We start from the raw sequence: 13,871 nt of genomic DNA on the forward strand, positions 1-13,871 counted from the left end.
GAATATCCGCTGCGTCTAGGCAACTCCGCTCGCGGGCGAAATTGGTCGCCCGCCATGCGGTCGATACATTCGCCAACTCCGTATATTGCTACCTCGAAAGTCGGGAAACGACAGCTAACCACGTCCGGTTGAGAATTAGCACTTGCGTATAGACGCGGCCACAATACGATCTTGAAATGAAAGCCGTGCTCGCCTCACTCCTGCTGTACCTGACAACGTCCTCCTTGGCCTTTGCGGATAGCCCGACTGGCCTGCTTTTCCTCTCGCTCGAAGGCGCGCAAAACTCCCGATATGGCGGCATCGGCTGGATGGAAGCGCCGCGCGGCCTCGACAATTCCGGCCCCATCTTACTGGTCGAACTTGGCGCCGCGCAAGGCTGGCGGTCGCATGGCGCCGCCATGGCGGGGTGGCGGCACGCGTCGGGACGAACCACGACAACCCTCCTGGGCGGGGTCGAATTCAGCGCAAAACTGCGCCCCAAGGCATCGGCGGATATCTGGTGGGACGATGCCGGGTGGATGGCGACGACGCGGGCCGAGGCAACGACCGACGACGCCTCATGGCGCGGAGCAGTCGGATGGCGAAGCGTGGAGACGCTGCCCTGGGCCGGTCCCGAAGTCTCTTACAAAGACGACGAGTTCCGCTTTGGCGCGCATGCAACGGGTATCAAGCTCCCGGTCGGCTTCGAAGCCCGCACCTCGACAGGCTGGTCGGCAGGAAATGTCTACGGCGAACTGTCCGTGTGGCGGCGCTTCTGAGTTCAGCCGGCGGTCGCCGGATGCGTGTCGAACGCTTTGTCCGCAATCCGGCGAATGAAGGCAACGACCTGTTCGGTCACCGCGTATTGCGGCATGTGGCCGATGCCTTCGGCGATCTCCAGATCGAGACCGCGGATCTTGTCGCGCATCGACAGCCCATGGCGGCGATGGTTGAGAACACGGTCCTTGTCACCGAACAGGATGCCGACCGGCATGTCGATCTCGTCGTAGCGGTTTTCGTAATCCGCCAGATCGTGGCGCAGCGCGACGAGATCGGTTGAGGTTGCGTAGATGTGGCTTGGCCGCAACCCCGCAAGCGCGCCGCCCGCGACGGCGAAATCGGCCGGCGGTTTTTGCGGACTGAAGACGAAATCGAGCGTGCGCGGCGCATTTTTCGCCGACATCGGAACCGCCACGGTTTGAGCGATCAGGCGGCGCATCACCGGGTTCGGGATGTAGAGCGGGGCGAATTCAGGCGGCACCTCGCTATAGGCTTGAGTTAAAGGCGCGAGCAGCGCGAGGCCGCGCACCTTGTCGGGATGGCGCAGCGCGGTCGCGAGCGCGACCGTACCTCCGAGCGAGTGCCCGACGATCAGCGGGCGGTCCAGTTTCATCTCGTCGATGAAGCGTGCGATGAAATCGGCCTGCTGTGAGAGCCGCCCGTCGCCCCTTGCCCGCGTCGAATAGCCTGAGCCCGGCCGATCGATCGCGATCAGCCGATAATCGTCGCCGAATTCTTCCATAAGCGGCCGGCGCATGTGGTGAAGATGGCCGCCGAGGCCGTGGATCATCAAGATTGCAGGTCCCTCGCCGCTCTCGACATAGTGAATGTCGTGACCGTCGACCCGGATGCGCTTTCCCGCCGCCGGCACGAGCTTTTCGGCCTCACGCGAAATCCGCCGCGTGACGTGCATGAAAAAGCCCGTCGCCAGAAGCGCCGCCGTGACGACGACGACCGCAAGCCAGAACAGGACAGAAGCAAAACCCATGACGATCTCCATTCGACCCGAGAGATAGTCCTGCCCGGCCCCGAACGCAAAGGGCGCGACCGAAGCCGCGCCCTTTTTAGGTAAAAGTTCGGTCGGTTCAACCGTGCAGCTTGGCCGCGATTTCCGCGACGCGCTTGCCCTGGAACTTAGCGCCGTCCAGTTCCTGCTCGGAAGGCTGGCGCGATCCGTCGGTGTCGCTGGTCGTTGTCATTCCGTAGGGTGCACCGCCGCGAACCACATCGTTGCCTGACTGACCCTGATAGGCATAAGACAGCGGAACGATGACCATGCCGTGATGCTGCATCCAGATCTGGCTGGAAATCAGAGCGATTTCCGCGCCGCCGTGCTGCGTGGCCGTCGAGGCCATCACAGAGCCGACCTTGTTGAGAAGCGCGCCCTTGGCCCAAAGAGGCCCGGTCTGGTCGATGAAATTCTTGAGCTGCGCGGCCATCATGCCGTAGCGCGTCGAGGCGCCGAAAATGATCGCGTCGTAATTTTCGAGTTCGAGCGGATCGGCGATCGGTGCGTCCTGATCGAGCTTGTAGTGGGCGGCCTTGGCCACATCCTCGGGAACGATCTCGGCCACACGCTTGATGGTGACGTCTGCGCCGGCTTCGCGGGCGCCTTCGGCGGCCTTCTTCGCCATCTGCTCCATATGTCCCCAGCTCGAATAGTAAAGAACGAGTACCTTGGCCATCTGAGGGAAATCTCCTTTAAGACGTGAAAACCGTCGATGACTTACACCTAAGGCGCGTGGCGGTTCTGACAATCCGGCAGGCGGAGCACGCACTGTTCACAGCTTGACGCCGATTGCGTGGAAATGCGCGCAGGCGTAATCCTTCGCCAAACAGGATGGACACCGAATGAGCGAAATCGTCAGCGCCGCCATGATCGTCATCGGCGATGAAATTCTTTCCGGCCGCACCAAGGACCGCAATATCGGCCATCTGGCGGATGTTCTGACCGCGATCGGCATCGACCTCAAAGAAGTGCGCATCGTCGCCGATGAGGAAGACGCGATCGTCGAGGCCGTCAACGCGTTGCGCGCGCGCAACGACTACGTCTTCACGACCGGCGGCATCGGGCCGACGCATGACGACATCACGGCCGATTCCATTTCCGCAGCTTTCGGCGTCGCGTGCTGGTATGACGACCGCGCCTATGCCATGCTCGAGGCGAATTACGCAGAACGCGGGCTGGACTTCACCGAAGCGCGCATGCGCATGGCCCGCATGCCAGAAGGCGCGACACATATCGACAACCCGATCTCGCTCGCGCCGGGCTTCAGGATCGGCAACGTCCATGTGATGGCCGGCGTGCCGGCGATCTTCCAGGCGATGCTCGACAATGTGGTGCCGACATTGAAAGGCGGCGCGAAACTTCTCTCGGCGGCAGTTCACTGCCCGTACGGCGAAGGCACGATCGGCGGGCCGCTCGGCGAGATCCAGAAGCGGCATCCCGATACGATCATCGGCTCCTACCCGAAATATCAGGACGGATCGTTCTGGACCGAACTCGTCATCCGCGCGCGCGATAGGGCCAAGCTCGATGCCGCGACCGCCGAAGTTCAGGCAATGGTCGACGCGATCGCGGTAAGGACTTGATCCCGGTCGAGCAAAGCCACATCATAGAAGGCAGGTTCTAGGCTCCCCGCCATGGAGGCGATCATGACCTACAAGACCCTTCTTGCCGTTCTTCAGGATGACACCGACGCAAGGCGCGTGCTCGACTGCGTGATCCCGCTGGCCGAACGTCTTTCCGCCCATGTCATCGGCGTTCATTCGGAAGGTCTTCCGATGCCCTATGCGACGCCGATGGGCTTTCCCGACGCCGATTTCATGATCACCAGCGCGGAAGCGAGCAAGGAACGCGCCGATGCCTTGATGGAGGTGTTCAACGCCCGCATGCAGCGCTCCGGCCTGTCGGCCGAATGGCGCGCACTGCAAAGCTTCGCTGGCGACAGCGCCGCCTCGGCTTTGGAAAGCGCCCGCGCGGTCGATCTGATCGTGGTGCAGCAGAACGATCCGAACGCCGCGTCAGCCAGCGCGAATGTCGACGCGCTGCTTCTTGAAACTGGCCGTCCGGTCCTGTTCGTGCCCTATGCGCTGCCCGTCAACACGGCTTTCGAGAAAATCCTCGTCGGCTGGAACGGCACGCGCGAGGCGACGCGCGCCGTCTTCGACGCCCTGCCCTTCATTCGTGAGGCGCGGCAGGTCGAGGTTTTCACCGTCGATCCGGATCGCTACGGCGGCCATGACGCCATGACGGCCGGTGGCCAGATCGCCGCCGCGCTGTCGCGGCACGGGACGACGGTCACGGTCAACAGCCAGCCAAAATCGGATTTGAGCCATGGCGAGGCCGTCTCGAACCGCGCGAGCGAATTCGGCGCAGACCTTCTCGTCACCGGGGCTTACAGCCAGTCGAAGCTGAAGGAATTCTTCTTCGGCGGCGTGACGCGCTCGATCCTGAACGCCATGCCGACCGCGACCTTCATGTCCAGATGATCAGGTCGTGAACCGTACATCAGTTGCGCGAGAGTGGTGAAAAAGTGCTGCTGTTCTAAACTTCGGAAGCCCAATCGTCCCGTTGCTTTGACCAAGAATCTCCAACGGCGACGCGTGTTGCTGACCACCCCGGAGGAAGGTCGGCTACTTCATCAAGGTCAGGGTGACGTCCGACGACCTCTGACATGGCCACCACAAGCGCCTTCGCCATGTCGATCGGGGCACCATCCATGAAGCCCCAGGAATGGTCGTCCTCGTAGTGCGTGGCGATGAGAACCGGGTGACCGTCGATCACCGATTGGCAAGTGATACAGGCAACATTCGGTGCTTGATCGAACTTCCAACTCATAGCCCATTTTATCCCTTTTAACTCCGATTCAGGCTCCGTATGAGCCGATACGACCTGACAGACCTAACAATCACGAGGTTTGCCGCGTGTCGATAATCGGCCGCGTGGCGTACTCCTAGAACGCTTTCGACAGCCGCATCAGGCTGATGAAATGCTTGAACGGCGAGCCCGCGTTCCAGGCGAGGTAGCGCGGTTCCTCGCAGCCGTGGAACCTGCGCTTGAAAGCCGCGTGTCCCTGAAGGTTGAAGACCTTGCGGTTGACCGCGCCCGATCGGTAGAGCCCTCGCAGCATGGCGCGGAAGGGCGTGCTTTCGTCATACCCGCTCGGCTCGACGTTGCACAGCGGCGACAGACCGAGCATCACCCGCTCGCGTCCCTCGGCCTTGAAGACGTCGACGGCGCGTTTGGTCAGGCCGATTTCGGCGTGCGACGTCGTTTCGGGCAGCTTGCGCTTGAAAGAGGTAAGATAACCGACGATCTCGCCATCACGGCAGATCGGGTCGAAATAGAGAAGACAACTGATATGCCCGTCCGGTTCGATAAGCACGAACCGGCGCATCATCGGGCCACCCGCCTCCGACAATGGCCGGTTGAGGAACGCCATCTCGCGCTTCTTCACGATGCGCGATTGCCGCCATCTGGCGGACAGTTCGGCGATCATGCAGTCCGCCCCCTCGACGTCTTCGGCCTCGGCAATCCGATAGCCTTTCTTTTCGAGCCACCGTTCGGAATAGCGAACCGTTTCCTTACGCTTGCCGGAAAAGTCGTAGCTGGCAAGGTCGAGTGCTGTGTCGATGCCCATCATCGCGATACGAAAGCCGCGCACAGCCAGATGCTCGGCCGTTTCGCGGTCGATCTCCGCGAAGCACGGCGTTCTTGCCTCTCCGATGAAGGCGTCGAGAAGATCTGTCCGGTCCGCTTTCGCGCACACGGGATCGCCGAGCGCGATCAGCGAGCCCATCTTCTTTCCGTGCGCGATATAGCCGCGCGCGTCACCGAAATGCGAAAGCCCTGCCTGCACGGCGCTCGAATAGGCAAGCGAGAAGTCGCCGTGCTGCATGAAAAGCGCCAGCCGATCCGCCTGTTGAAGTTTCGCATCGGGCAACTCGGCAAGGCCACGGTCGAAAAGGCGGTCGATCAGTTTACGGCTCATGCGCCTTTCTCCGGCTTGCGGAAGATCAAGGTGCGGTAGAGCGCCGGTCCGATCCCGAGAAGACGGTGGTCGTGGACCGCGACTTCTTCAAGCCCAATACGCTGCGCTTCGACGCGGTAGTCATAGATCGGGTGCTGCGACGCAAGCCCCAGCAGCCAGAAGAACGAGAGCCCGAATTTGAGATAGAGCCAGGCGAGCGGACCGAGAAGGCCGCGAGGCGGCGCCATGTCGGCGATCATCAACAGACCGCCGGGACGCAGATAGCTTGTCGCCCTGACGAGCACGACCGGCATGTCCTTCGGGCCGAACACGTTGAAGAAGTAATTTCCGGCAACGACGTCGAAGAGCGGATCGGGCGTGAGCGCGAGTGCATCGCCTGCGATCAGTTCGGCCCGTGCACCCTTGCGCATCAAACGCCGCCGCAGACGCTCGATCATCCGCGACGACAGGTCGATCGCCGTGACGCGCGCGCCCGCACGCGCGGCGGCGATCGCATCCTCGCCGGAACCGGCTCCCAGATAGAGCACGCGGGCGCCCCTTTTCAGATATCGCAGTTGCGCCATCTTCGCCCGGCGGATCAGTCCGAACGAATAGATGTGGGCAATTGTCTCGTAAACGCCGGCAACGGCGTCATAATTGCGACTCTTGACGGTCGTCTTGTCAGTCGAGGATGGCAAGCGGCTGCCTTTCGGGTGGCGTTGGTCGGGCGCTTTTAGAGTAATTCCAGCAAAAGCGCGACGCGGTTTGCGCTGAAAACGCTGGCTGTGAAGTGGCTTTGCGACGACATCATGCCTTCGCAGGAATTCCGTTCGTGAAAATCCTCGCCCACAGCCGAAAACTTGGTAAAGCGCTTGCCAAGACGCGCACTATCCGTCTAATTCCGCGCGCATTCCCGTTTTCCAGATAATTCCTGCCGGAGTGCCCCCGATGTCCCTTCCAGACAAAGCCTTTCCCGTTTCCTGGGATCAGTTCCATCGCGATTCCCGCGCGCTCGCATGGCGTCTGGCCGGTATCAACGGCAGGTGGCGCGCTATCGTCTGCATCACGCGCGGCGGGTTGGTTCCCGCAGCCGTCATTTCGCGCGAGTTGGGCGTTCGCCTGATCGAGACGGTCTGCGTCGCTTCCTATCACGACTACACGGAACAGGGTGAACTGAAGGTCCTGAAGGAAATCTCGCCTGCGCTTCTGGAAAACGAAGGCAAGGACGTGCTGATCGTCGACGACCTGACCGATACCGGAAAGACCGCCGCCATCGTCCGCGCCATGATGCCGAAGGCGCATTTCGCGACGATCTACGCCAAGCCGAAAGGACGCCCGCTCGTCGACACTTTCGTAACGGAAGTATCGCAGGATACGTGGATCTACTTCCCTTGGGATATGGGGTTCACCTACCAGAAGCCGATATCCGAGGATCATCAGGGCTGACGCAACGGTGGGCTTCGCTTCAAGCGACAGATCCCAGACCGAACGAAACCGAAGCGAAACCCGTCGAAACTTGCGCAGGGCTTGCACGAATCGAAAAATCACCCCATTTTGGCGTGATCCGCAAGGTAAAAGGACTTTGAAACTCGCGACTTGGGGACAATACTCCTTAAGTTGGCAAATGAATCGAGCGCGAAACCAAAACATGTTCCTCACCCACCAGACTCGCATACGCGTCGCCGAAAGGTTGCGTCGGCTGATCGGCGGCCTGCCGTGCAGGACACAGATCGCGGCTCTTCCATGGCGCGTCGCGAAAGACGGTTCCTGCGAGGTGCTTCTCGTCACCAGCCGCGGCACCGGCCGCTGGGTGCTGCCGAAAGGCTGGCCGGAAGGCTCGGAAACGTTCTGGGACGCGGCTGCCCGCGAGGCGGTCGAAGAGGCGGGCGTGACCGGCGAGGTCGCGCAAGGCGTACTCGGTCGCTTTTATTACGACAAAATGCTGGCTCGCGGTCGCCAATGGCGCTGTGAAGTTCTCGTCTATCCGCTTCAGGTCGTGGACGTCGCCGACAGATGGCCTGAAAAGAAGAAACGCCGGCGTCGCTGGTTCGCTCCCGACGACGCCGCCCGGCTGGTCAACGAGCCCGATCTGGCGGAAATGATCGGGCGCTTTGCGCCGAATCCTCAAAAAACCGCCGCCTGAAGGTCGCCTTTCCAGGCCAGATGGTTTAGCCGGCTGACCGGAACCATGGCTGCGACCTTATAGGACACAGATGACAGATACGACGATCCGCAAGGACACGCTCGATAAGGACCTCGACAAACTCGTTCATGTCGAGGAAGCGACGGCAGTCGTTGCGCGTCCTCTCGTCGCGCCCGGCATCGCGCTTCTGTTCATCGCCATGAGCGCGGTTTTCGCGTCGGTCTATGTGTTCGACGAGCCGCGTGCGGTCCTGATCGTGGCCGCCGCCGCCATCGGCGGCTACATGGCGCTCAACATCGGCGCGAACGACGTCGCCAACAATGTCGGTCCAGCCGTCGGCGCCAAGGCGTTGACGATGGGCGGCGCGCTCGTCATCGCCGCCATCTTCGAAAGCGCCGGCGCGTTGATTGCAGGCGGCGACGTGGTCGGCACGATTTCGAGCGGCATCGTCGATCCGGCAAATTTCGAGAACCCGGAAATCTTTATCCGTTTGATGCTGGCCGCTCTTATCTCGTCCGCCCTCTGGATCAACCTGGCGACTTGGATCGGCGCGCCGGTATCGACGACCCATGCCGTTGTCGGCGGCGTGCTCGGCGCGGGCGTGACGGCGGCAGGCTTTGCAACCGTCAACTGGGCCGTCATGGGGGCGATCGCGGCAAGCTGGGTCATCTCGCCTTTTCTGGGCGGCCTGATCGCCGCCGTTTTTCTTGCCCTTATCAAGACCGCCATCATCTATCAGGACGACAAGATCGCCGCGGCGCGGCGCTGGCTTCCCCTCCTGATTGCCATCATGGCCGGTACGTTTGCAGCCTATCTTGCCAGCAAGGGCCTGCGGCGCGTCGTCAGTCTTTCGACGACGTCGATCACCGCTCTAGGCATCGGCAGCTTTTTGGCGGTCTGGCTCGCGGCACATTTCTACATCGCACGGCGGGCGATCGGCCTTGAAAACCGGAACCAGTCCCTGCGCGCTCTTTTCAGCGTACCGCTTATCTTCGCGGCGGCACTGCTCTCTTTCGCGCATGGAGCGAACGACGTCGCCAACGCGATCGGGCCGGTCGCAGCCATCGTCCAGGTCGCCCACTCATCCGAGGTAACGACCGCGGTGGCCATTCCCTTCTGGGTCATGGTGATCGGAGCACTCGGCATCTCGTTCGGACTGGTGCTTTTCGGCGCGAAACTGATCCACATGGTTGGTGAGCAGATTACCAAGCTCAACCCGATGCGCGCCTTTTGCGTGGCTCTTTCGGCTGCGCTGACGGTCATCGTCGCATCGGCGCTCGGCATGCCGGTCAGTTCGACGCATATCGCCGTCGGCGCTGTGTTCGGCGTCGGCTTCTTTCGTGAATGGTACACGACGAACTCGTCGCGCCGTCGCCGCTACATGGAACGCAAGAACGCTGCCCACCGCGCCGCGCGTGAACAGTCATCCGAAGATCAGGTCGCCTCCGCCGCAAAATTGGACGACGATCTCGATGCCGCGCCCGCATCGAGCGAGGAAATCCGCCGCCGCCGTTTGGTGCGCCGGGCGCATGTGACGACGATTGCTGCCGCCTGGGTGACCACCGTTCCTGCCGCCGCCCTCCTCTCGGCGTTGATCTTCCTTGCACTCAGCCTGTTCGCGTGAGCGCAAATGGCACAGCCAAGGGCATCTGATCTTTCTCCCCGTTATCCACATCGGCCTCCACAATATCTAGCGGTCGGCTAAGGATCGCAAACGATCCCTTGACGCTCGCGCACGAGTCGCGTTGTTATCGACCTTGCGCGACATCGTGCGCGCCGGAGCGGGTTTTACGGGTCGGGGTTTTCTGGTTTTGGTGGAAAGTTTTGGTCGGCTGAGGCATTATCGAGTGCCTTTCCGAGCGCGGCATTACGTGCGTTTTTTCTGAACCGCATTGTCGAAATTTTTCATCGTAAACACTATATTTAGTGTTGCGACTGTATGATGACCCAAGATAGGGTTTAAGTCTGGTCCTTTAGAGTCGGAACCGGGAGTTGCCCGGCGGTTCGATGAAGAGCATGAGGCTCCGCCGAGGATCGGCCAAGCGTAGGATTTGCAAAGCGTTTTCGAGGAAACGGGCTGTTGCGCGCATCGCGCCGGCCGGATGCGGACACCGGGGATTTTCGCGGCCGACGAGCGGACCGCCCAGCCCCACAACATATAGACGATGGGACAGCCAAGATGCGTATCGAACGTCGCTTCACCAAGCCCGGTCAGTCGGCCTATGCCGAGATCGAATTCCGCAAGGCGCTGAGCGAGATCAAGAACCCGGACGGTTCGATCGTCTTCCGCCTCGCCGATATCGACGTGCCGGCGCAGTTCAGCCAGGTCGCGGCCGACATCCTCGCGCAGAAATATTTCCGCAAGGCAGGCGTGCCCGCGCGCCTGAAGAAGTTCGAAGAGAATGATGTTCCTTCCTTCCTCTGGCGCTCAGTAGCCGATGAGGCTGCGCTTGCCGAATTGCCGGAAGACCAGCGCTACGGCTCCGAGACCGACGCCCGTCAGGTCTTCGACCGTCTCGCCGGCACCTGGACCTATTGGGGCTGGAAGGGCGGTTACTTCGCATCGGAGGAAGACGCGTCCGCCTTCAAGGACGAACTCGCCTATATGCTCGCCACCCAGCGCGTCGCGCCGAATTCACCGCAATGGTTCAACACCGGGCTGCACTGGGCCTACGGCATCGACGGTCCCGGCCAGGGCCATTATTACGTTGACCCGTTCACCGGCAAGCTGACCAAGTCGAAGTCCTCCTACGAACATCCGCAGCCGCATGCCTGCTTCATCCAGGGCGTCGAGGACGATCTCGTCAATGAAGGCGGCATCATGGACCTTTGGGTCCGCGAGGCACGCCTGTTCAAATATGGCTCGGGCACCGGCTCCAACTTCTCCTATCTGCGCGGAGAAGGCGAAAAGCTGTCGGGTGGCGGACGCTCGTCGGGCCTGATGTCGTTCCTGAAGATCGGCGACCGCGCCGCCGGCGCGATCAAGTCGGGCGGTACGACTCGCCGCGCTGCCAAGATGGTCGTCGTCGATGTCGATCACCCCGATATCGAGGATTATATCGACTGGAAGGTGAAGGAGGAGCAGAAGGTCGCCTCGCTCGTCGCCGGCTCCAAGATCGTCCAGCAGCATCTCGCCGCCATCATGAAGGCGTGCCTCAATTGCGAGGCGGACGGCGACGATTGCTTCGACCCGTCGAAGAACCCTGCCCTCAAGCGCGAGATCAAGGCCGCGAAGAAGAACTTCGTGCCGGAGAACTACGTCAAGCGCGTCATGCAGTTCGCGCGTCAGGGCTACACCTCGATCGAGTTCAAGACCTACGACACGGACTGGGATTCGGAAGCCTATCTCACCGTCTCCGGCCAGAACTCGAACAATTCCGTCTCCTTGAAGGACGACTTCCTGCGCGCCGTCGAGACCGATGCCGACTGGCACCTGACCGCCCGCAAGGACGGCAAGGTCATGAAGACACTGAAGGCGCGCGATCTGTGGGAAAAGATCGGCCACGCCGCATGGGCGTCGGCAGATCCGGGCCTGCACTTCAACACCACGATGAACGACTGGCACACCTCGCCGGCCGCAGGTCCCATCCGCGCGTCGAACCCGTGCTCGGAATACATGTTCCTCGACGACACGGCCTGCAACCTCGCCTCGATCAACCTTCTGACCTACCGCAACGCGGATGGCTCGATCGACATTTCGCGCTACGAGCACACTGTTCGCCTGTGGACGCTGGTGCTCGAAATCTCGGTCATGATGGCGCAGTTTCCGTCGAAGGAAATCGCACGCCTTTCCTATGAGTACCGCACGCTCGGCCTCGGCTACGCCAATATCGGCGGCTTGCTGATGACCTCGGGCATCCCCTACGATTCGAAGGAAGGCCGCGCCATCGGCGGCGCGCTGACCGCGATCATGACGGGCGTGTCCTATGCGACGTCGGCAGAGATGGCCGGCGAACTGGGCGCGTTCCCGGACTATGAGCGCAACGCCGACAACATGCTGCGCGTCATCCGCAACCACCGCCGCGCCGCCCATGGCCTGTCGGACGGCTATGAGGGCCTGTCGGTCAATCCCGTCCCGCTCGTCGCCGGCGACAGCCCGCATGCGGACCTGATCGAGCACGCCAGGCTCGCCTGGGACAACGCGCTGGAACTCGGCCAGAAGCACGGCTACCGCAATGCGCAGGTCTCGGTCATCGCGCCCACCGGCACGATCGGCCTCGTCATGGATTGCGACACGACCGGCATCGAGCCCGACTTCGCGCTGGTCAAGTTCAAGAAGCTGGCCGGCGGCGGCTATTTCAAGATCATCAACCGCGCCGTTCCGGAGGCGCTTCGCACACTCGGCTATTCGGAAAGCCAGATCGCCGAGATCGAGGCCTACGCAGTCGGCCACGGCAATCTGAACCAGGCGCCCGGCGTCAATCCCGGTTCGCTCAAGGCCAAGGGCTTCACCGACGAGAAGATCGCCGCGCTCAATGCTGCGACGGCCTCGGCCTTCGACATCAAGTTCATCTTCAACCAGTGGACGCTCGGCGCCGACTGGCTGAAGGAAACGTTCGGCTTCACCGACGAGCAGCTTTCCGATTTCTCCTTCGAGCTTTTGCCCGCGCTCGGCTTCTCGAAGAAGGACATCGAGGCGGCCAACATCCACGTTTGCGGCGCGATGACCCTTGAGGGAGCACCTTTCCTCAAGGACGAGCACCTGCCCGTCTTCGACTGCGCCAATCCGTGCGGCAAGATCGGCAAGCGTTACCTGTCGGTCGAAAGCCACATCCGCATGATGGCGGCGGCCCAGCCCTTCATTTCCGGCGCGATCTCCAAGACGATCAACATGCCGAACGATGCGACGGTGGAGGACTGCAAGGAAGCCTACATGCTGTCGTGGAAGCTGGCCCTGAAGGCCAACGCGCTCTACCGCGACGGCTCCAAGCTCTCCCAGCCGCTCAATGCCTCGCTCATCGCCGACGACGAAGACGCCGACGACATGATCGAGGAACTGATCGCCGCACCTGCCGCCCAGCAGGCCGCCATCGTCACAGAAAAGATCATCGAGAAGATCATCGAGCGCGAAGTCCGCTCGCTGCGCGACAAGCTGCCGAACCGCCGTAAGGGCTACACGCAAAAAGCCGTCGTCGGCGGTCACAAGGTCTATCTGCGCACCGGCGAGTTCGATGATGGCCGCCTCGGCGAAATCTTCATCGACATGCACAAGGAAGGCGCTGCCTTCCGCGCCATGATGAACAATTTCGCCATCGCGATCTCGATCGGCCTGCAATATGGCGTCCCGCTGGAAGAATATGTGGAGGCGTTCACCTTCACCAAATTCGAGCCGGCCGGCATGGTCCAAGGCAACGACGCGATCAAGAACGCGACGTCGATCCTCGACTACGTCTTCCGCGAACTGGCCGTTTCGTACCTTGCCCGCAACGACCTCGCCCATGTCGACCAGTCGGACTTCTCCAACACCGCGCTCGGCAAGGGCATTTCCGAAGGCAAGGCAACGCCCATTTCGCGCGGCCTGACCCGCGGCGCATCACCCTTGAAGGTCGTCTCCAGCTCGGCCGAGCCGAAGGGTCTCGGGGGTTCGAATCCCTCCCCCGTTGCCAGCCCTGCCCGCGCCTCGTCCGGCTCCAACCTGCGCGCCATCGCCGGTGCCACGGTGACGACACTCAAGCAGGTCTCGTCCGAACGTCAGGACGAAGCCGTGTCCTTCAAGCGGGACTATCAGGAGCGTGCGGACGAACTGGCCGAGGAAGCCGCGAACGACGAAGCCTCCGCGCTCTTCACCGACGCGGCGGCAAATGAAGCCGCCGAGGCCAAAGCCATCGCCGCCCAGCGCCGCGCCAAGTCCATCATGCAGGGCTACACGGGCAACATGTGCACCGAGTGCCAGAACTTCACGATGGTGAGAAACGGAACGTGCGAAAAGTGCGATACATGCGGCGCGACAAGCGGTTGTAGCTGAGGCTTATCTCGCTGATGACTGACTGACGCCG

12 protein-coding genes are annotated in these 13,871 nt (G+C 61.8%); 7 read left to right on the forward strand and 5 right to left on the reverse strand.

Features of this window, described 5'->3' with window-relative positions; translation table 11 throughout:
- Positions 1 to 176 precede the first annotated feature (176 nt).
- A complete protein-coding gene (gene bcsS, locus GTW25_RS06145; RefSeq protein ID WP_252911074.1) occupies positions 177 to 758 on the forward strand; it encodes a cellulose biosynthesis protein BcsS in 582 nt (193 codons plus the stop codon).
- A gap of 2 nt (positions 759 to 760) precedes the next feature.
- Here bcsS and GTW25_RS06150 read toward each other — a convergent pair whose 3' ends face one another.
- Positions 761 to 1,747, reverse strand: a complete 987-nt coding sequence (locus tag GTW25_RS06150; protein ID WP_252911075.1) for an alpha/beta fold hydrolase — start codon at positions 1,745 to 1,747, stop codon at positions 761 to 763.
- Between the two features lie 97 nt (positions 1,748 to 1,844).
- Positions 1,845 to 2,444, reverse strand: coding sequence for an NAD(P)H:quinone oxidoreductase (wrbA, locus tag GTW25_RS06155; RefSeq protein WP_252911076.1), 600 nt, complete (start codon positions 2,442 to 2,444; stop codon positions 1,845 to 1,847).
- A gap of 166 nt (positions 2,445 to 2,610) precedes the next feature.
- Here wrbA and GTW25_RS06160 point away from each other — a divergent pair, with 166 nt between their 5' ends.
- A complete protein-coding gene (locus tag GTW25_RS06160; protein ID WP_252911077.1) occupies positions 2,611 to 3,351 on the forward strand; it encodes a competence/damage-inducible protein A in 741 nt (246 codons plus the stop codon).
- Positions 3,352 to 3,414: 63 nt separating this feature from the next.
- Positions 3,415 to 4,251: a putative universal stress family protein gene (locus GTW25_RS06165; RefSeq protein WP_252911078.1), complete on the forward strand. Its 837-nt coding sequence runs from the start codon at positions 3,415 to 3,417 to the stop codon at positions 4,249 to 4,251.
- A 55-nt stretch (positions 4,252 to 4,306) separates the two neighbouring features.
- Here the strand turns inward: GTW25_RS06165 and GTW25_RS06170 are convergent, their stop codons facing one another.
- From GTW25_RS06170 to GTW25_RS06180, 3 genes are all read right to left on the reverse strand, one after another.
- Positions 4,307 to 4,600 (reverse strand): hypothetical protein, encoded by a 294-nt coding sequence (locus tag GTW25_RS06170; protein WP_252911079.1) that lies wholly within the window; start codon positions 4,598 to 4,600, stop codon positions 4,307 to 4,309.
- Positions 4,601 to 4,715: 115 nt separating this feature from the next.
- Complete coding sequence (locus tag GTW25_RS06175) at positions 4,716 to 5,753, reverse strand: phosphatidylglycerol lysyltransferase domain-containing protein (protein ID WP_252911080.1); 1,038 nt, start codon at positions 5,751 to 5,753, stop codon at positions 4,716 to 4,718.
- Positions 5,750 to 6,430, reverse strand: a complete 681-nt coding sequence (locus GTW25_RS06180) for a class I SAM-dependent methyltransferase (protein ID WP_252911081.1) — start codon at positions 6,428 to 6,430, stop codon at positions 5,750 to 5,752. Before GTW25_RS06180 ends, GTW25_RS06175 begins: the two co-directional genes overlap by 4 nt.
- A 250-nt stretch (positions 6,431 to 6,680) precedes the next feature.
- Between GTW25_RS06180 and gpt the strand changes: the two genes are divergently transcribed.
- From gpt to GTW25_RS06200, 4 genes are all read left to right on the forward strand, one after another.
- The gene (gene gpt, locus GTW25_RS06185) at positions 6,681 to 7,178 is read left to right on the forward strand and encodes a xanthine phosphoribosyltransferase (RefSeq protein WP_252911082.1); all 498 of its coding nucleotides are present in this window, start codon (positions 6,681 to 6,683) and stop codon (positions 7,176 to 7,178) included.
- Positions 7,179 to 7,380: 202 nt separating this feature from the next.
- Positions 7,381 to 7,875 (forward strand): NUDIX hydrolase, encoded by a 495-nt coding sequence (locus GTW25_RS06190; RefSeq protein WP_252911083.1) that lies wholly within the window; start codon positions 7,381 to 7,383, stop codon positions 7,873 to 7,875.
- A 70-nt stretch (positions 7,876 to 7,945) separates the two neighbouring features.
- Entirely contained in the window at positions 7,946 to 9,499 is a 1,554-nt protein-coding gene (locus GTW25_RS06195) for an inorganic phosphate transporter (RefSeq protein WP_252911084.1), read from the forward strand.
- A gap of 555 nt (positions 9,500 to 10,054) precedes the next feature.
- Positions 10,055 to 13,840: a vitamin B12-dependent ribonucleotide reductase gene (locus GTW25_RS06200; RefSeq protein WP_252911085.1), complete on the forward strand. Its 3,786-nt coding sequence runs from the start codon at positions 10,055 to 10,057 to the stop codon at positions 13,838 to 13,840.
- Positions 13,841 to 13,871: the final 31 nt, after the last annotated feature.

The sequence above is a fragment of the Aliihoeflea aestuarii genome, from assembly GCF_024105665.1.
GTDB classification, from domain to species: Bacteria; Pseudomonadota; Alphaproteobacteria; order Rhizobiales; family Rhizobiaceae; genus Aliihoeflea; species Aliihoeflea aestuarii.

What these genes read in the sequence shown, in the direction of transcription:
- GTW25_RS06200 (WP_252911085.1), top strand. Translation starts at nt 10,055, where the DNA reads ATGCGTATCGAACGTCGCTTCACCAAGCCCGGTCAGTCGGCCTATGCC.
- GTW25_RS06165 (WP_252911078.1), top strand. Translation starts at nt 3,415, where the DNA reads ATGACCTACAAGACCCTTCTTGCCGTTCTTCAGGATGACACCGACGCA.
- GTW25_RS06195 (WP_252911084.1), top strand. Translation starts at nt 7,946, where the DNA reads ATGACAGATACGACGATCCGCAAGGACACGCTCGATAAGGACCTCGAC.
- GTW25_RS06190 (WP_252911083.1), top strand. Translation starts at nt 7,381, where the DNA reads ATGTTCCTCACCCACCAGACTCGCATACGCGTCGCCGAAAGGTTGCGT.
- wrbA (WP_252911076.1), bottom strand. Translation starts at nt 2,444, where the DNA reads ATGGCCAAGGTACTCGTTCTTTACTATTCGAGCTGGGGACATATGGAG.
- GTW25_RS06175 (WP_252911080.1), bottom strand. Translation starts at nt 5,753, where the DNA reads ATGAGCCGTAAACTGATCGACCGCCTTTTCGACCGTGGCCTTGCCGAG.
- GTW25_RS06150 (WP_252911075.1), bottom strand. Translation starts at nt 1,747, where the DNA reads ATGGGTTTTGCTTCTGTCCTGTTCTGGCTTGCGGTCGTCGTCGTCACG.
- gpt (WP_252911082.1), top strand. Translation starts at nt 6,681, where the DNA reads ATGTCCCTTCCAGACAAAGCCTTTCCCGTTTCCTGGGATCAGTTCCAT.
- bcsS (WP_252911074.1), top strand. Translation starts at nt 177, where the DNA reads ATGAAAGCCGTGCTCGCCTCACTCCTGCTGTACCTGACAACGTCCTCC.
- GTW25_RS06170 (WP_252911079.1), bottom strand. Translation starts at nt 4,600, where the DNA reads ATGAGTTGGAAGTTCGATCAAGCACCGAATGTTGCCTGTATCACTTGC.
- GTW25_RS06160 (WP_252911077.1), top strand. Translation starts at nt 2,611, where the DNA reads ATGAGCGAAATCGTCAGCGCCGCCATGATCGTCATCGGCGATGAAATT.